Annotated in this window: 21 protein-coding genes and 1 pseudogene; 13 read left to right on the top strand and 9 right to left on the bottom strand. The window is 56.7% G+C overall.

What is annotated here, in order from left to right; translation table 11 throughout:
- Positions 1 to 33 precede the first annotated feature (33 nt).
- The 9 genes and pseudogenes from LOKO_RS12330 (at position 34) to LOKO_RS20665 (ending at position 6825) form a co-directional block, all read left to right on the top strand.
- Entirely contained in the window at positions 34 to 1011 is a 978-nt protein-coding gene (locus tag LOKO_RS12330) for a TRAP transporter substrate-binding protein (protein WP_083517573.1), read from the top strand.
- A gap of 103 nt (positions 1012 to 1114) precedes the next feature.
- Entirely contained in the window at positions 1115 to 1627 is a 513-nt protein-coding gene (locus tag LOKO_RS12325) for a TRAP transporter small permease (protein WP_066449671.1), read from the top strand.
- A 34-nt stretch (positions 1628 to 1661) separates the two neighbouring features.
- Positions 1662 to 2972: a TRAP transporter large permease gene (locus tag LOKO_RS12320; protein ID WP_066452341.1), complete on the top strand. Its 1311-nt coding sequence runs from the start codon at positions 1662 to 1664 to the stop codon at positions 2970 to 2972.
- Between the two features lie 30 nt (positions 2973 to 3002).
- The gene (locus tag LOKO_RS12315) at positions 3003 to 3647 is read left to right on the top strand and encodes an N-carbamoylsarcosine amidohydrolase (protein ID WP_066449670.1); all 645 of its coding nucleotides are present in this window, start codon (positions 3003 to 3005) and stop codon (positions 3645 to 3647) included.
- The gene (locus LOKO_RS12310) at positions 3637 to 3828 is read left to right on the top strand and encodes a hypothetical protein (RefSeq protein WP_066449667.1); all 192 of its coding nucleotides are present in this window, start codon (positions 3637 to 3639) and stop codon (positions 3826 to 3828) included. Before LOKO_RS12315 ends, LOKO_RS12310 begins: the two co-directional genes overlap by 11 nt.
- Before the next feature lie 11 nt (positions 3829 to 3839).
- Complete coding sequence (locus LOKO_RS12305) at positions 3840 to 5234, top strand: amidase (RefSeq protein ID WP_144439660.1); 1395 nt, start codon at positions 3840 to 3842, stop codon at positions 5232 to 5234.
- Between the two features lie 231 nt (positions 5235 to 5465).
- Positions 5466 to 5803 (top strand): annotated as a pseudogene (locus LOKO_RS20745) (IS66 family transposase); the annotation flags it as partial.
- A 414-nt stretch (positions 5804 to 6217) separates the two neighbouring features.
- Entirely contained in the window at positions 6218 to 6409 is a 192-nt protein-coding gene (locus tag LOKO_RS12295) for an antitoxin Xre/MbcA/ParS toxin-binding domain-containing protein (RefSeq protein ID WP_066449662.1), read from the top strand.
- Between the two features lie 230 nt (positions 6410 to 6639).
- Complete coding sequence (locus LOKO_RS20665) at positions 6640 to 6825, top strand: MbcA/ParS/Xre antitoxin family protein (protein WP_417935368.1); 186 nt, start codon at positions 6640 to 6642, stop codon at positions 6823 to 6825.
- Positions 6826 to 6915: 90 nt separating this feature from the next.
- Here the strand turns inward: LOKO_RS20665 and LOKO_RS20515 are convergent, their stop codons facing one another.
- The 4 genes from LOKO_RS20515 to LOKO_RS20405 all read right to left on the bottom strand — a co-directional run bounded on the left by LOKO_RS20515 (position 6916) and on the right by LOKO_RS20405 (position 9097).
- Positions 6916 to 7302 carry a BPSL0761 family protein gene (locus LOKO_RS20515; RefSeq protein ID WP_201025319.1) on the bottom strand — a complete coding sequence of 129 codons (387 nt, stop codon included), beginning with the start codon at positions 7300 to 7302 and terminating at the stop codon, positions 6916 to 6918.
- Positions 7289 to 7552, bottom strand: coding sequence for a hypothetical protein (locus LOKO_RS19450; protein ID WP_144439659.1), 264 nt, complete (start codon positions 7550 to 7552; stop codon positions 7289 to 7291). The genes LOKO_RS20515 and LOKO_RS19450 overlap by 14 nt, the downstream gene beginning before the upstream one ends.
- Before the next feature lie 906 nt (positions 7553 to 8458).
- Positions 8459 to 8857, bottom strand: coding sequence for a hypothetical protein (locus LOKO_RS12280; RefSeq protein WP_066449654.1), 399 nt, complete (start codon positions 8855 to 8857; stop codon positions 8459 to 8461).
- 111 nt (positions 8858 to 8968) lie between these two features.
- The gene (locus LOKO_RS20405; protein ID WP_256379977.1) at positions 8969 to 9097 is read right to left on the bottom strand and encodes a hypothetical protein; all 129 of its coding nucleotides are present in this window, start codon (positions 9095 to 9097) and stop codon (positions 8969 to 8971) included.
- 112 nt (positions 9098 to 9209) lie between these two features.
- On the opposite strand from LOKO_RS20405, the gene LOKO_RS12275 reads away from it, so the two are divergent.
- Positions 9210 to 9806: a hypothetical protein gene (locus LOKO_RS12275; RefSeq protein WP_066449653.1), complete on the top strand. Its 597-nt coding sequence runs from the start codon at positions 9210 to 9212 to the stop codon at positions 9804 to 9806.
- A gap of 20 nt (positions 9807 to 9826) precedes the next feature.
- Positions 9827 to 10483, top strand: a complete 657-nt coding sequence (locus LOKO_RS12270; RefSeq protein WP_066449652.1) for an SOS response-associated peptidase — start codon at positions 9827 to 9829, stop codon at positions 10481 to 10483.
- 301 nt (positions 10484 to 10784) lie between these two features.
- On the opposite strand, the gene LOKO_RS12265 is transcribed toward LOKO_RS12270, so the two are convergent.
- Together LOKO_RS12265 and LOKO_RS12260 are read right to left on the bottom strand one after the other, a co-directional pair.
- On the bottom strand, positions 10785 to 12167 hold the full coding sequence (locus LOKO_RS12265; RefSeq protein ID WP_335339186.1) for a Y-family DNA polymerase: 1383 nt from the start codon (positions 12165 to 12167) through the stop codon (positions 10785 to 10787).
- The gene (locus LOKO_RS12260; protein WP_066449651.1) at positions 12164 to 12604 is read right to left on the bottom strand and encodes a LexA family protein; all 441 of its coding nucleotides are present in this window, start codon (positions 12602 to 12604) and stop codon (positions 12164 to 12166) included. Before LOKO_RS12260 ends, LOKO_RS12265 begins: the two co-directional genes overlap by 4 nt.
- 663 nt (positions 12605 to 13267) lie before the next feature.
- Here LOKO_RS12260 and LOKO_RS12255 point away from each other — a divergent pair.
- Entirely contained in the window at positions 13268 to 13714 is a 447-nt protein-coding gene (locus LOKO_RS12255; protein ID WP_083517569.1) for an antitoxin Xre/MbcA/ParS toxin-binding domain-containing protein, read from the top strand.
- 13 nt (positions 13715 to 13727) lie between these two features.
- Positions 13728 to 14057, top strand: coding sequence for an RES domain-containing protein (locus LOKO_RS20660; protein WP_144439658.1), 330 nt, complete (start codon positions 13728 to 13730; stop codon positions 14055 to 14057).
- A 189-nt stretch (positions 14058 to 14246) separates the two neighbouring features.
- Here LOKO_RS20660 and LOKO_RS18900 read toward each other — a convergent pair whose 3' ends face one another.
- The 3 genes from LOKO_RS18900 to LOKO_RS12235 are packed head-to-tail and all read right to left on the bottom strand — an operon-like array spanning position 14247 to position 16578.
- Positions 14247 to 15770 (bottom strand): DEAD/DEAH box helicase, encoded by a 1524-nt coding sequence (locus LOKO_RS18900; RefSeq protein WP_083517568.1) that lies wholly within the window; start codon positions 15768 to 15770, stop codon positions 14247 to 14249.
- Positions 15767 to 16375 carry a hypothetical protein gene (locus tag LOKO_RS12240; RefSeq protein ID WP_066449637.1) on the bottom strand — a complete coding sequence of 203 codons (609 nt, stop codon included), beginning with the start codon at positions 16373 to 16375 and terminating at the stop codon, positions 15767 to 15769. Before LOKO_RS12240 ends, LOKO_RS18900 begins: the two co-directional genes overlap by 4 nt.
- Complete coding sequence (locus LOKO_RS12235; protein WP_066449636.1) at positions 16372 to 16578, bottom strand: hypothetical protein; 207 nt, start codon at positions 16576 to 16578, stop codon at positions 16372 to 16374. Before LOKO_RS12235 ends, LOKO_RS12240 begins: the two co-directional genes overlap by 4 nt.
- Positions 16579 to 17082 lie beyond the last annotated feature (504 nt).

Raw genomic sequence — 17082 nt, 5'->3', positions numbered from 1 at the left:
ACCCATGAATTGACAATATCTCAGGAGAAAACAATGAAACAACTACCTGTACTTTCCGCACTCGCTGTAGCCGTTGGCTTGAGTGGTATATCAACGGCGCAAGCCAACAACTACCAGATGCTCGTTCCATTTCCCACCAATCACGCTCTGAACGATATTGCCCATTTGTTCGTCGAGATGGTCGATGAGCGTTTCGACGGGCGTTATCAGATCAGCCTGGTGGGTGAGGATGCGATTCCAGGGTTTGAGCAATTCGACCCGGTGAGCTCTGGTGTGTTTCCCATGGCTCTTTCCACGGGCCCTTATCACACCGGTGTTACGGGCGTGGGTCTGGCTGCCGACGCCATAGATGCCGACCCGGAGGCGCGCCGTGAGTCAGGAGTATGGGAGGCCTATCAGGATTACTACCTGACTCATAATGTGCGGATGATCTCGTTTCCCTCCGCCAATCCCGGCTATCATTTCATGCTGACAGACCCCATCGGCGATGACGGTGGATTCGAAGGGCGCATTATCCGTGGCACTCTGACTTATCATGGCCCTATTCGTGCCTTTGGTGGTTCTCCCACCGTGATGCCCGTCTCGGATATTTACACCGCGGCAGAGCGAGGTGTCATCGAAGGCGCGGGCCACAATATTTTTGGTAATTACCAAATCGGCTTGCATGAAGTGCTGCCCTACCTGGTCCGCCCTGGATTCGGGGTAACCAGTTTGATGGTGGTCTTCAACGAAGATTACTGGGCAGAGGTTCCCGAGGAGGACCAGGCAACGTTTCTGGAAATTGGACGTGAGCTGGAGGATGCCTCTCTCGCTCATTACGACCGCCTCATTGCCGAAGAAACAGAGTTAATGGAGGAGGTGGGAGCCGAACTCACGTATCTGGGGGACGAGCAGCAGGAGGTTCTCGATCAAGCTTTTGCCGATGGCCTGTGGGAAGAGGCCATCCGTATTTCAGGGAGTCCTGCCGAGCGGATGCGCGAGCTCGCCCGCGAGGCTGGCCTGACGCCTTGAGAATGTATCCTTGACGGGAGTTCATCGTCACTGGCCGTGCGCGGCCAGTGACGATTTGAATTTGTCGTTAATATTTCTCTAATAATCTGGGGGCTGAGAAATAATGAACAAGCTATGCTCCGGCCTTGGCAAGACACACGATACGTTGACGGATATAGGCTACTGGATAGGGGTGTTGGCCTTGTTTGCAATCTTGGTCATGTTTTGCTATGAAATAACGGCTCGCTATTTTTTTCGCAGTCCTACGCAGTGGATTAATGATTTTACGGGTTATTTTCTCCTCTTTTCGACCTTCCTTTTGGCTCCAAGATTGACTAGGGAGCGAGCCCATATAGAAATAAGCTTCGTCAAAGATGCTTTGTCTGAAAAACCCCGAGGCTATTTTAGTTCCGTGCTTTTCCTGCTTGCAGCCGTGGCTTGTGTGTGGGCGGGGTGGTATGCCTTCGAAGAGGCCGTGCGCCAATACAGCCGTGGCATCAGCACCATGGCCGTTGTATCGGTTCCCAGGTGGTGGATGAGTGCTGTGATTTCTTATGGCTTGATTAACTCGGGTGTATATTTCTTACGGGCAAGCATCATGGAGTTTCAGAGTTCTTTGACGATAGAAGATCGTTGATGCCGCACAACAAAACTAGATGTGGGAGATGAAAATGGAATGGCTTCAGATCTTGCTTGCAGGCTTGGCGGTTCTTCTTTTCTTGTTTGTTATTGGCGTGCCGGTATTTGTGGCATTTCTCTTCACGAACCTGATCGGTGCCATGTACTACTTTGGTGGCCGCGGGTTTAGTATTTTTACCAACAGTATTTACGATACACTTGCCTCTTCTTCACTTGCAACCATCGCGTTATTCATATTGATGGGGGAGGTTTTGTTTCGTTCGGGAGCAACAGACGCCGTCTTTCGTTCGACCGATACATTGATTGGTCGCGTTAAGGGGCGAGACTTCGTGCTCTCAGCTGCGTTGGGAACAATATTTGGAGCGCTTTCAGGTGCTGCTATGGGAGTCGTCGCCATGCTAGGACGCTCCCTTCTCCCACAGATGCTGGCCAGGGGCAGCGATCGTAGGCTCTCCATAGGCGCCATTCTGGGTGGAGCCAACCTAGCCCCCATCATCCCACCCAGCGTACTCATCATCGTTATCGGGATGCTGGCCAATATCTCCATATCTCGATTTCTCATCGCAGGTATAGTGCCTGGTCTCATTATTGCTTCTCTCATTCTCTTATATACGTTTGTTAGAATTGCGATCAACCCCGGTTTGGCTGGCAAGGCTTCCACAAATGAAGTTCCTGTCAGGAGTTTCAGAGATAAAGTGATTGCTGTCCTTCAGCTACTGCCTTTCTCCGTCATCATTTTTTTTGTGATGGGGTTTATCCTGCTGGGGATAGCTACTCCTTCCGAGTCCGCCGCTTCCGGTGTGGTGGGGGCGCTCCTCGCCGCGGCGTATTACAGGAAACTTTCATTTAAGATGGTTCTGGAGTCCGTTCAGTCTGCAGCTGCAGTTTCGGCTGTCATACTGATTATCATGGCCAGTTCGAAACTGTTTAGTCAGCTTCTTTCCCTGAGCGGTGCGACCTCGGCCATCGCACAGCTTTCCGTTGCGACATCTCTGGACCCCCTAGTCATGTTGTTGATTATGATGTTAATACCCTTCATATTCTGCATGTTCATGGATCAGATAGCGATCAGTATAGTGATCATTCCTATATATACTCCTGTCATAGCGGCGCTGGGTTTCGATCCTTTGTGGTTTTGGGTTCTTTTCTTAATCAATGTGACTATAGGTGGGTTTTCGCCACCGTTCGGATATGTCTTATTTGCTTTCAAGGCGGCAGCGCCGGAGCTCAAGATAAGTGATCTTTATGCTGCTGCCTGGCCTTTCGTGGGCGTTTTTATTCTGGCCATGGTAATTATTGCTATGTTTCCCGCAGTGGTTACCTGGCTGCCCGGTATGCTGTGATAAGCACACTATGATAGAGAGGATGTGTAGATGGCTGACGATGATCTTCAGAAGAATTACCGTAATACCTTCAATGGCGCGACTGGGTTCGGAAAATCAACGGCCGTTCTGGCGATAGACTTCATGAAGGCGTATACGCATACTGATAGTGGTCTCTATGCGGAAGGCGTTGTCGAGGCGGTCAAGCATGCAGCGGCGTTATATGACTGTGCGCGTCGATGTGATGTGCCTGTCATTCATACGCGCGTCGTCTATTCTGAGGATGGAGCTGATGGTGGAATTTTTATAAAGAAATTGCCTATTCTCCGTCAGATGACAGAATCCAGCATTTATTCGCAATTCGATGACAACGTGCTGCCTGCCGAAGGCGAGCCTGTCATACGCAAGCAGTACCCAAGCGCCTTTTTCGCTACCCCACTCGTCTCGATGCTCGTCGCCAGGGGGGTAGATACGGTTGTCATGACCGGCTGTTCTACGAGTGGCTGCGTTCGTGCCTCGGTGGTCGATGCCATTTCATACGGATTTCGTGTCGTCGTGCCCCGTGAGTGCGTGGGAGACCGCCATCAAAATCCACATGAAGCGAATCTGTTCGACATCCATGCCAAGTATGGCGATGTGATGAGCATGAGTGAGGTGATGAGGCACTTCGAGGAGCGCGACAAACATGGATTATAGCGATTATGTCGAGCGCAATTTCCTTCTTTTGTCTGGCGTCGAGCCTCGAGAGGGCGATGTTGAACGGACGGCAGAGGTGCTTTCTCGGGTGCTTGGCGCTATCGATTACTCCTTTGGCTTTGTGGTTGATGCCGATCTCGAGGAGTTTGATTTCGAAGATTTGATCTCAAGACACAAGTGAGGGTGGTCGCGATGAGTGATCCGATGGCCTGGACGCTAAAGGAGGCTGCTTCAGCCGTACGCAAAAGGAAAATCGGCTGTGTAGAACTAGTTTCGGCGAGCCTGGAGGCGGCCCGACGCATCAATCGAGTATCGAATTGCTTTATCCGCATCGACGAGGCGTTCGCTCTGGATTCGGCACGTGTAGCCGACCGTCTTGCTGGCCGTGAGCAGATGCTCATGACAGGTATCCCTATGGCCCACAAGGATATGTTCCACCGCAAGGACATGCCCTGTTCCTACGGGTCGTCACCTGAGCTGGCCCAGGTTCCAAAGCGAACTTCCCGCCTGCTGGCCGCCCTGGACCGCTCGGGAGCTGTTCAGCTTGGTAGTTTGAACATGTCTGAGTTTGCTTTCGGCGCAACGGGGCATAACGATCATTTCGGCACTTGTCGCAACCCTTGGAATTCGGCCTATATCTCAGGCGGCTCGTCCAGTGGCTCGGGAGCTGCTGTAGCGTCGGGTGCGGTATTTGCGGCGCTGGGCTCGGACACGGGAGGCTCAGTGCGCATACCGGCGGCAGCTTGTGGGGCCGTTGGCCTGAAACCGACACATGGGCTGTTGCCCAGCGACGGTGTCATGCCCATGTCGCGCTCGCTCGATTGTTTCGGGCCGATTGGCCGCACTGCGGAAGACGTTGCGTTGATGATGGATTGTCTGACATCGGCTAGCAGTGGGGTAGATGCCCGGTTTTCCCGGTCTTTGGAAGATGATGTCAAGGGGCTGCGCGTCGGGATTCCGGAGAATTACTATTATGAGGATATCGATCCCACGGTTGAGTCTTTGATGGAAGAGAGCCTGCAGCATCTAGAACAACTCGGCTGCAAGCTGGTCAAGGTCAAGGTGCCCGGTCACCAGGAGCTAACCAGTTTGTCCTATATCGTTCTGGGTGCTGAATCTGCAGCCTATCATGCTGCGCGGTTCGCCAGGCACGAGGCCAGTTACGGTCACCAGACGCGGGCCCGGTTATTGCACGGCTTCTTCATTCCTGCTTCGGCCTACGTTCAGGCCAGGCAGCTCAGAGGCCTCCATTTCAAACGATTCATGAATGACGTCATGAAGCAGTGCGACGTCCTGCATACCCCTGTCTTTCGACGGCCTACGCCGACGCTCGCAGAGACTGATCTGGGAGACTCGCTAGAGTCGACAAAAATGATCACGAATCTGAGTCATTGCACCCGGCTGACAAACTACCTGGGTCTTCCGGCACTGTCTCTACCATGCGGTTTTTGCCCCAGCGGCCTGCCAGTCGGCTTTCAGCTGGTTGGCAAACCATTCGCTGAGTCGACACTGCTTTGCCTGGCTCACGGTCATGAAAAGGTGTCGGGTATTCGTAATCTTATCGCTGATGGCCCCCATCTTTCTTAAGGATACGGCCCACACCCGGCGCAAGTTCGTCGATCTGCCCAGACCGCCGAGCAGGCCATCGAGCTCATCGGCCAGCTGTACCAGGTGGAGCGCGAGGCGCAGTCGCTGACCGCCGAAGCACGCCAACGACTACGGGATACAGCTGCGAGGCCCGAGTTATTGTCAATTCTGGTGGATGGCGAGGCCGATCGCTGACGCGCTGCACCGCTGGATGTTGGCCCCATCGGGAGAAGGGTACCGAGTGGCTCGGCGACGGGCAAGGCGCTAGACTACAGCCTGAAGCGCTGGGCGGCACTGACGCGCTACCTGCATGACGGCGGGTTGCTGATTGATAACAACCGGGGGGAGAACCTGATTCGCCACTGGGCGCTGGGGCGCTCGAACTGGCTATTTCCCGGCCCGCTGCGCAGCGGTCAGCGTGCCGCCAACATCATTAGTCTGATCCAGACCGCTAAGCTGAATAGCCATGATCCACCGCCTACCTGAAAGATGTTCTAGTTCGCCTGCTAACAAAGAAGGCTAGTCAGATCCACGAACTCCTGGCGCAGCACTGGAAGCCGGTCGACTGATCACTCGCAAAGGGTGATGGCCGACTGCTTACGGAACACCGCCACTGATGTGCAAAACATCTGTACCCATGGGTGCAACTTGAGGGCGCAGGATTGCGCTAGGATTGGGGAATGCGAGACCTATCGGATCCGAATATGGCAGATCACTCAGTGACACACCTCTCTCTCGAGCAGCAGGCCCGATGGATCGTGGAGCGAATAACTCCCTGGTCCGGTTCAGAAGGCGCCGCCTGGGCGTGGTATCACAACTACCCAATCGCCGCGCTTGGCGGTCGCACTCCCCAACAGCTGGTCAAGGACAGGCATGCCGACGATTTGCTGGAGTACCTGTCACATGCTGACAGAGGAGGGTACTCATGACACGGGCCACTCCTGACGTCCCCTTTCGCGCTGGCTGCGCAATGGAGAACGTTCATGGGGGGCATCGGCTACGAGGTGCTTCGCACTGCCGAGCAGATAAGCGGCGACAGGAAGAAGGCATTGGCATGGTATCGCCAGCCGCTGCCTATCCTCGATCACCAGACGCCAGAGCAGTTGGTCAACGCAAGTCGCAAGACAGCCCTTCTTCGCTATCTCAGGTCGCTTGAAGCTGGGCCGGCTGGCTGAGTCGTTCATGAACGAACCGAAGGAGAGGGCAATATGGGCTACCGCATTATCCCCGAGGACTACCCGGAGCTACACCTGACATGCTGGTTCCGCCGCACTGATTGATCAGCCAATCGAGGAACGAGAGGCCTGGGAAATCTATGAGCCGAATTGGCGCTATTTGTATATAAACTGGCTGACCGAAGAAGAAAAGGCGCTCATCGATAGACTCAGGGAAAAATACGGCAACGGTGTCAACGCCAGATCACCCGACTTGCCGGGAGGTATTTGGTAACCAGGAAAAGGACGCCGGGTGGTTGAGCAAGCCGAGTCGGGCACTAGGGGGTATCAGTGCGCTGGAGGCCAACACAACGCCGCAGGGCTACGCTGCTGCGGTGAAGTTGTTGGAACTGCTACGCCATGGCTTCGCATCATGAGAGCCGATACTTGGCAACCCCTAAGGATTTCTCAGTGCTTCGAGATTATGTGTAAACCCCATGCTCGATTCGGCAAATCAGGTCCAGCACCTACTGAGGGTCGTCTTGCATGACATCGATGGGGCGCTTCCACCCAAGTCCCATTGCCTCATGATGTAGCCATCGGTCTGCCGCTGTTCGATCACCCCCGAACAGATCGATTGCTGCCCGCCAAACTGCGATTGCACCATCCTCCTGTGTGGGCTCCAGTGGTTTCTCATCTATCGCTGAGCTGAAGACCGGCAAGAGGAGCGTTCCTTTGCCGGCACTCTCCTCCAACTTTCCCGCCATTAGCATCTCCTCCTGGGAAGGGTAATGGCGCAGCAGGCGCCGGGCTTCCTGGCGGATAGCCTCGGGGAGTGATAGGTCGCGGCCAATCTCAACCAGGAACGCTCGTGCCTGGATCACGGTGCGTGTTAGCTCATCAGGTGTAGTCATGCGGCCCGCCCTCCTGGCCGGCTATGCTCGCATGCCCCGTCGCGCTGTCAGGGCGGCGATGGTGCAGCCAAGCCAGCCAGTCTGTCTCGAACGCTACCGGACCCGCCTCGCCTTCGACGACGGGCACGGCCGCGCCGCGCAGGTAGCGAATAAAAGCGGTGCGGTGCGGCTCGGGTATCTTGGACAGCCGGACATATCGCGTGCCGGTGACATTACAATGCACTTTCACGCTTATAATTTTCGCGGCCAAGTGTCGAACTTAACCTGCCGTCCGTCGCCCAGGTTTGTTTGGATTTCCCAGAGCTCATGCGCGACAGCAAGGGCAGTGTTAGCGGTTTCGGAATCTATATCCAGCAATCGCAGCCCGAGCTTTTGAAGCACCAAAGCGTGTTCGCTAATCTCATCCATGGCATTCTCGAGCAGACTGTCAGGCATAGTGGCCATCAGCTCATCTCTCCTTCAGCTTTGGGGAAGTGCGCTGGAGCGGGGCTCCACCTGGACGCCTTGGTATAGCGTTTTGTCGCCCAGGGTTATTGCATGAATGAGCCTCTTTTTGGCTACTGGTCAGCAATTACTGCACAGTATGCCGCCGCGTACCGTTCGGCGTCTTCCCGTGCCCGGTGTCAAGCGCCAAGGCGAGCGGCTATTCGTCGCTACTTGGTGGCCATCGGCCGGCATCCACTCGCTTTTGAAACCAGCTTATCATAGCAGTGTCATCGACGGCGTACTCCCCACGGCTTGATTTCCAAGCAAGAGGCGGCTTCCGCTCCCGTAGGATTTCCAGAGCCCGCTGGGATCATAACGTTGATTATGTTGCATTTGGATTGGGATCGGAGTGAACAGTTAGAATATTCGCCTGACACATGCCCCGTGTGGCCAGATGGCGCCGCTCGGTGCTGTAGACACGGTTCACACGTCATAAATCCTGGCGCTATCGGTGCCCGTCTAATCGAGAGCGGAATGGAGGAGACGCAATGGCCACTGTCGATATTGAGCACAATGAGCGAGCTTGACGAACACGCGCAGACTTTGCGGGCGCTGAGCGAGCGGTTGTCTAGCTCCGACCTTGAGGCAGCGCATACCACGCAGGTGATCGCGCAGGAGCTATGGGCCGGATAGAGCACGGGATAAGCTGATGACCCCTGTACCCCCATGGTTAGAGCTTAACCCGGCCTTCATCATCAATGATCGCTGGGCGTTCCATGTTCACGCGCAGCCACGTCTCGCGTAGCGTGCCAATGTCGCCGCAAGCGATATCTTGCAGTGGCGACCGGCCATCAAAGCCATCGTTGTCATTGGCCTTCGACATGAAACCATACAAGTTATCAGGATTATCAAAAAGCACACGCAGCGCCGCATGAATGTTCAGCACGTAGCTGATGCGGGCGAGCTGACCATCATCCAGAGTGATCTGCCATTCGGGATCTCGCTGCTTTGCCTGAGCGTAAGTGTTGGTTGCAACGCGCAGGATCGCTGTCCCCTGCTCAGTGGTGGCACCCCACTTTTCCAGGATCGTCACGGCTACCTGTAGCCCCGTGGCTGCCTTATTCTTCATAGCTATCCTTCCATGTCACTTTGTTTGTCATCCAAGGAAGCCGGCTTCCAGCGATTGCAGATAATGGCACAGAACCGCGGTACGGCCGTCAGCCACTAGCTGCTCAGGGGTTCAATAGTCGAACACATCAATCGGCTCGTGGTGGAGCCAGGTGCGAGCCTGCGCCCTGGCGCCGCAGATCTGCGTGGCGACATCCAGCACAGCCTTTGTGTCTCTTTCAATAACGCTGGGTTCTGCCATGGACCTCATCCTGATTGTGATGCTCACGGTCACATGACCAACATGGCACGGCCACCGTATTGACGCCATGCTGTAGAGTAAACGAAAGGTTGCTTTCTCAGAGGAAAGGGCAATGCATCGGTATCAAAACATATTGGCAGCGCTTGGCGGCATGCCGCTTGATGACGCCATCGCGAATACAGAGTACGCCCTCTCAAAGCAGTTGGATGTCTCTGGCTTCGAGATCAGGGGAAAAAACGGAAGCGTCGTACTGACGCTGGAGGAAAAGTACACTATCGCAAAATACGTGAAGGAAATCCTCGGGACACGGCTGGATGTGCTGGTCAATGAAAGTGATGATGGCAAGTGGGAGGCTGGGCTAGCCGGCATGACCGATGAAACCGCCATCAACTGTGGGCAGCCTTTAGAAAGGTTGAAGGGCACTGTTGATCAGTATGATGAGCCTCTCGAGCCCGTGGGTGAAGAGGACTGGGAAGCATCCGAGCATGAGCTTGACAGTCATGTCCAGGATGACATTCCCATTCACCGCACGCCTGCAGGTACGCGCTACGTCAGGATCCGAGACCTGCCCGGTGCGGCCCAAGACGATTTCATGCGCTATCTGCGCGGCTCGGCCATGCCGGTTGTCGATGGTGAGCAGGGTCCGGTAGCGTTCGAGACAGACTGGCTAGATTGGCGAGACAGGCGCCGGCCAGACCGGATGGCTTAGTCTTACGTTGGATACAAAGTATGTGTGGCCGCTTCGCTTCCTACAACGCCTACCCCAAGCTTGCTCGGCGGCTGGGCGTTGTGGTGGCCGAGGAAGGGCCACCGGCTCGCTATAATATCCCGCCGGGTACCTGGATCACTGGGTTCCGGCAGGTTGCCCATAACGTCCCGCCTGAGCAGCTCAAGCTGTGGTGGGGCTATCGACCGAAATGGGCCACGGGCAAGGCCGCACAGCCGATCAACGCCCGGGCCGAGACGGTTGCCACCAGCGGCTACTTCAAGCAGGCCTTCGCGCGACAGCGCTGCCTTATCCCTGCGGATGGCTGGTTCGAGTGGCTGGCCACCGAAACCGGCAAGCAACCGCACTATCTCACCCGCGCCGACCGCGAGCCGATTGCCTTCGCCGGTATCTATGCCGAGCGCGAGGATGGCAGCCTGGGATGTGTCATCTTGACCGAGCCTGCTCGCGGTAGCGCCGCCGAGGTGCATGACCGCATGCCGCTGATCCTCGACGACGCCAGCCTCGAGCCGTGGCTCGACCCCGACCTGACGGACCGGGAGACGATCCGCCAAGTGGTGCGTCACCTGGATGCGGGGTTGATCGAGCATTGGCCGGTGAGCCGGGCCGTGAACCGACCCGGCAACGACGAGGATGCGGGGCTGATCAATCCGGCCTGACTGCTTGTAAGCGATCTCTTACAAATGCGGCGCAAAATACTTACGCGCTGGCTTATCGTGGGTTAAAGCTGTATTTGCTCACAGCTACTATCTTGTAGCTAACGGGCTAGGGAGAGCCCTTCAAGGAAGGCCGAGCGATGGAACGCTCTGAACCAAGGAGGCTTGGGCAGGAAGCCTGAGGTTGGTTGGATAGGGAAGCGTCAATTGTAAGCTCGGCCCCTGTGGCCGGGCTTTTCTTTTTTAGAAATTTTCTGCCATGGGAACGTGCTTTTTACCGTTTTGGTTCTCGCCTGACTTGGTATCATGAAGCGTGAGATGCCCGGGAGTTTGCGTTCCTACGGGTTCGCCAGAATATCGCGTCTCGTCGCAACTGAGCCCCGGCTACGGCCGGGGCGCTTTCACTTCGCAAGAGCCTGCAATAGCTCGTCCCAGCGGGTTGAGTATCGCTGCGTGAGGTGGCGCACCGCAAATGCCATGCCGCCCCGGGGCTCGGGGTACCCAATTTCACTGTGCCTCGACCCATCCTGGCGTTCAGCTCGTCCATCACGTCCATCAGCTTCGCGCTACGTTGCCGCTCGGCGTCGCTCTGGGGCGTATCGAGAAGCGAGAGCTGCTGCCGGTCGGCGTTGATCAGGTCGAGCAGCATCACGCCGCCTTTTTGGTAGAGGTAACCCTTGCGGTAGATTCGCTCCAGGGCATGGCCGGCGGCTTGCAGGATCTCTCGGCTATCGTCAGTGGGGCGGGGGAGTTCAAGCACCAGGCTTGGCGAGTATTGTGGCAGGTCCTGGCGAAACGGATTCGTCTTGAGGAACACCAGCACTGCCTTGGCAAGCCCCTTCTGGCGGCGCAGTTTCTCAGCACCGCGCTGGCCATGCTGTCGAATCGCTTCGCGGATCTCGCCGATATCATTGGTCAATTTACCGAAGCTTCGGCTGGTCATGATGCGCTGTCGGGCTTCGTCGAAGTCGTTCATCTCGATGCAGGGGATGCCGCGCAGCTCCAAGGCGGTGCGTTCAAGGGTGACGCTGAACTGTCGCCTGATCCGCTTGGGGTCGGCCTGGGAAAGGTCCCATGCGCTCTTGATTCCGATGATGGCCAGGTGCTCGACAAGCCGCCGCCCCACGCCCCAAACGTCACCTAGCTCGATCTTCTTCAGCAACACCTGGGTTTCCCGGCTTTCAGGGTGCAGGATGCACACGCCGCGGTAGGCCGGAATTTTCTTCGCTGCTCGATTGGCCAGCTTGGCCAGGGTGCGGGTAGGCGCGACGCCGACGCAGACGGGTATGCCGGTGTACTGTCGCACACGATCATGGAGCTGGCGGGCATGTTCGAGCAGCTGCTCACGCGAGAAGCCGCCGAAGCAGACGAACATCTCATCGATGCTGTAGGGCTCGACGCCGGGTGAGAACTCTTCGAGCACCGACTGCACGCGCTGGCTCATGTCACCGTAGAGTTCGTAGTTGCTCGAGAGGAGATGGATGCGGCCCTGGCGGACCATATGCTGGATCTCGAATGCCGGTGTGCCCATGGTGATACCAATCGCCTTGAGCTCGTTCGAGAGCGCAATGACACAGCCGTCGTTGTTCGACATTACGCCTACTGGCAGGCCGCGCAGCCGCGGCTGGAACACGCGCTCGCAGCTGACGTAGAAGCTGTTGCAGTCGACCAGGCCGATCATGCTCATACCGGGTACTCGTGGATGACCGCGCGCACCACGCCCCATACCTGGCAATCGAGGTCCTCGAGGGGGATCGGAGCATAGCGGGGGTTGCCCGAGCAGAGATAGGGCACGTCGCCGCGCAGCTCATAGCGTTTCACCGTTATCTCGCCGTCGACCATGGCGACAATGATATGCCGGGGGCGAGGATCGATGGAGCGATCGACCAGCAGCAGGTCGCCTTCGTGGATACCCAGGCGTGTCATGCTGTCGCCGGTGACGCTCATGAAGAACGTCGCCGAGGGGCGCTTGACCAGGCGCTCGTTGAGGTCGAGGGTGCGGCCTTCGTAGTCCTGAGCGGGGCTTGGAAAGCCGGAAAGCCCGGCGCGGCCCAGGGCCAGTGGGTAGGGCAGCGCGAGTATTGGAGGCTCGGGATGAGCCGGAATGAGCTTTGCCAATGTCATGGTGAGTCCCTTTGTTAACCTGTAATTCTATACAGAATTCTCGACATCGTCGCTTCCAGGCAACAGGCAATCGCTAATGGAAATTTACCTTGGGTGGCTTGGTGGTAAGAAAAGAGCGGGTGAGGTAGGCGTATGTGCGTGTTCTATCTGGGCCTGCTGAGAGCTGGCATGCTTCCAGCGATGGAGGGTTCACCCCGTTCAAGGCGGGCTGCGACTTGGCAGAGGTGAGCGACGAAGCGGGCGTGGATGGCCCCGCTCCGTCACCTTCTTGACGGCGTCGATCTTGAATTCTTCAGTGTCTCGTTGACGGCTCATGGGAACTCTTGGGTGCCTTCAGGATAAGGCCTGGGGTGTCTACGAAACCCGGCGCTCTTCAGTGCATGCCCCCCAGATCATCAGTTCCTCGCCATCGATCAGGACAGTCGGTTGATACTGAGGGTTTGCGGACTTGAGGGTGGCACAGCTTGGTACCGCCTCACACGAAGCATCAAGCGATACCAGTATCTCGTTTATGACAGGGCAGGGCGACGTTACCAGGCCATAAGCCAACAAAAACGCTGTAAAAGCACCCTTATGGCGTGATAAAAGCGTCAGATGACGTATTTTTTAAAGCAAGGTGGCACATATCAATTGAGCCCACCATGGGCAGGGTGGGAGATAGCAATGGAACTCCTGGAGCGAAATGGCGCGTCCCGCAAGGGCATTATGAATAAGATCGATCTCCCGCGTGAGTTATATAGCGACCCAGCAGTCTACATTCAGGCGGTCAGGGAGGGTATCTCAGGGCAAGTGTTACGCCAGGTAGTGCAGGCGCTAGCTGACGATAGGGAGATCTTCGCCCGTCTCATGGAAACCAATTCGAGCGACCTCCACCGCTATTACACGCGCAAGTCGCTTGGCCGCTCGCAGAGTGAAAATCTGCTCGACACCCTCAAGCTCTATATCGAAGCAGAGGAAGTGTTTGGCGATCGAGAAGTTGCATTGGAATGGTTGCATGTAGAGGTGCCGGCTCTGTCCGGTTCGCGCCCTGTCGACCTCTTCGACACCTTTGCAGGTAGGGGAATCGTGCGTCAGATCCTGCGTAAGATCAGCTACGGCGAGTTCAGCTGATACGATTCCTCGTATGACACTCACACTGCTTCGCATCGTGCCGGTGCGATTTATTGGCAACCTCAACGGTCATGGTGGGAGTTATCACGATGGCGCTCGCTGTAACGATCCCGGTCATCCTGTTATGTATTACGCCACAAGCGCCCCGCTCGCGCCGTTAGAGATGGGCAGCTATATCCCCAGCCCTCGTGTGGTCCCGAGGGACTATATGCTCGGTGTGTTCGAATTGGAAACCGACGACATCGAAAGGATAGAGGCCAGCAGTCTGCCAGAGGGATGGGGCCAGTACCCCCCCCCTACGCGGCGGAAAACCCAGGCGACCGGCACTCATTTTTGCAAGTGACGCGTAACATTATATTGCTGGTGCCAGGTCCGTTTGCGAAGTGAAGGCGGCTTTTTATGCAACTGCTGATTTGACCCCGAAAGCCTTCTTGGCTGACGATAACGACAGGGTCCTGCCCATTCCCCTGCTGTGCCACCACACGCGTCGCTGGGGACCTAGGTCTATTTCTCGTTCCCCGAGCATCGGCGACTAGAATAAGCGTAAGGCCACAAGACGCTCATAAAACGCCTGAGAGAACGCCACATCATGGGCAGCCGCTTCATGGCTGCCCGCTGCCATTGCCACATGTATCGGCTCATCTTGTGCTTGGCCAGCAGCGGAGGGTGCCGAGCTCGATTCACTTACTCCAAAACCAGAGGGGTTACCTGTTTCCTCTCCAGTGGAATATTCGGCGCTGCTATTGCCTCGAGGCGGTGCGGCTGGGGCCGCAAGGGAAACGGTGGCCAGGTCATCAGGCAGGTCATCGCTCAACCGTCGGGCAAAGTGACGAAGACATTTCTCGTTCAGGGCGTAGAAGTAGCACTCGGCGTCATCGTTCCCGATCCGGCGGATGATGCGACCCAGTACCTGTCTAAAATACTGTTCGGTTCGGATATGGCTCAGGTAACAACATACCTGAAGGCGCGGGATATCGACGCCTTCGCTGACCATACCCACCGAGACGATCCACTCTGTGCTGTCTTCCCGAAACCTCTCCAGGTGTGCGTGAGCCCTGGGTGCCTTGCTGGTGACCAGACACACCGATGCTCCCCGTTCTTCCAGGCGCTGTGCTACTTCTTCGGCATGCTCGATGTCCGATGCCACGACGAGCCCTGCAGCGCAAGGATTCCGCTGACGCAGTGCGTCGAGCTGTTCGCATCCCCGATGCAGCACGCGTTGGAGCGGGGCATCGAGCCGCACAAGGCTGCGGTAATCGATGGCAGGATGCTTCAGAAGATGAGGGATGCTGGGGTAATGGCGGGTTTCCCGTCGGCCGGTGCGCGGATGGAAGCGCGTCATTTCGATGGATCGGTTGTCCACCAGTTGCAGCCGAGGGTAGCGGCAGATCCCATCCCGGATCCCTTCTTGAAGCGTGTAGACATAATCCGGTTGAAGTTGACGAGTTTTTGAGTCGCGGGACTCATCCTCCTCCTTGCTTTCATTAGGCGAGCTGACTTCCAAATAACGGAGCAGCGGTAGGCAACTGCCATCGGTGCGCCAAGGCGTTCCCGACAGGGCCAGCGTAAAGCGAACATGTCTCTCCAGGGCAAGTAGCGCCATGCCCCACTGGTTGGCCCCTGCTGATTGTCCCTCCAGGCCAGCGGCGTGGTGGCTTTCGTCCCATATCAACAAAACTTGCGCCCGAGTGCACAGGCGCTTGAGCTCTTCCAGGCGATGCTGAAGGGCATGATAGGTCAGGCCGGCACCTATGGCGCCTAACTGGCCATGCATGGGCTGACCGGTTACCTGGCTTAGGGCCTGGACAGCGCGTTCGACCACTGCTCGGGTCGGACCGAGATAGATGACATATTCAATATCACCCTGGCCAAGCAGCTCATCAGCCAGCACCGCTGCCATCAGCATCTTGCCGGCACCCGGCGTAGCCTGACAGAGAAAGTGAGGCCGGTTATCCGACAAGCTCTTCAATGCCTGCTGAAGGCAGGTGGCTTGCCAGGAGCGTAACGGGGGCAGGTTGTTCCCAGAGAATTGGTGGTTATGTGCCGATCGGCTCATGTGTTTGCCCCCTCGCTGTTCAACATCGACCTCACCGTTGTATTGGCATCCCATTGTCCTTTGAGCCGACTACCGCGCTCGATGGCCGTTTCCAGCAGCGGGGCGATTCGCCCACGTTCTGCCGGAAAATGGTTCAGCAGGCTGCGGTAATGTTCTGCTTCACCCAAGGCTGTCTGCATCTCGGCCCGCAGCCGGTCACGCTCATTGGAGAGGTAATCCGCCAGCGCATCGGAAGATTCAGATGAAGAATGGGTGGAGGACGGAGAGACAGGCGAACACTCAGACTCGTCGTCGGTGTCTTCCAGCGCTACCTGGTAGATGACTCGCCGTTTGCCCAGAAGCCCAACTCGCTCCGCAAGCCCGTCGCGCTCCAGGGTATTCAGCCGATCACGAACTCGATAGCGCAGCTTAACGTGGTTCATCGAGGCGAGCTCGGGAAGCTTTAGCAGGTGATCGCGTATTTCACTGATGGTGAAGGGCTGGTTGTGACGGGAATAGTGCAGCAACTGCTGGTCCAAGGCTTCGGTGACCATACAGTTCACTGACGCGTCAGGCTGAGAAGTGGTGCCGCTTTCTGGGGTGATGGAGGGCGCCGGGCTCATCATGCTTTTACTCCCGCCAGGTCATCCTTGCCTTGAAGGTCGGCGGCAAGCGCTAGAGCTTCTGCCTTGCTCATGTGCAGGTGATAGCGGCGGTAGCGAACGCGAGCGCTGCTGTTGGATGCCAGTGCGGCCATAGCCATGGCACGGTGTGCGGCAGCGCGCGCACGGCGACTGCTGCGGAGTGGGGATACGGTCGGATGGACCATGAACACGCCTCCTAGAGTTGAGGAGCCGTCCCCGCTGTCGCCAAACAGTGATGGGGGCGGCCGTACGCAGGTTGGCGAACCGGCACTCTAGGAACCGGCAGACCCGAAGGTCTCCCACGCACGACCGCCATAGACATGGTTGGCAAGAAAAAAGCGCCAACCATGACAGGGGCGCTTGTGCGCCTAGAGTTATACGAGTCGCCAAACCCGGCCGAGTAATTGGACTCGGCAAAATCAAATTACCAGCGCGGGTTGGCTTTGTAAAGCCCTGATAGAGTTGCCGTAAACGCAGTCCTTAGCTGTATGAATATTTTGTCCATTAAGCGGCAAGCTGTGCTGTGCTCCCAGCAGTATGAGCACACGGCCATATTCTCGGGCTCATTAGCAGACACCCATGCTCTCGAATTTATTGGCAGACTGCCGTGTATTGAGGTTACTTGGCGCATGGCTGATTGTTCACGTTTGTGAGCACACCTTCGATAGTTCACGTTCGTGGGCACACAG

This window comes from Halomonas chromatireducens, from assembly GCF_001545155.1.
Lineage (GTDB): Bacteria > Pseudomonadota > Gammaproteobacteria > Pseudomonadales > Halomonadaceae > Halomonas > Halomonas chromatireducens.
The sequence above is the reverse complement of the archived record's forward strand: the minus strand, read 5'-3'. Positions and strand labels throughout refer to the sequence as shown.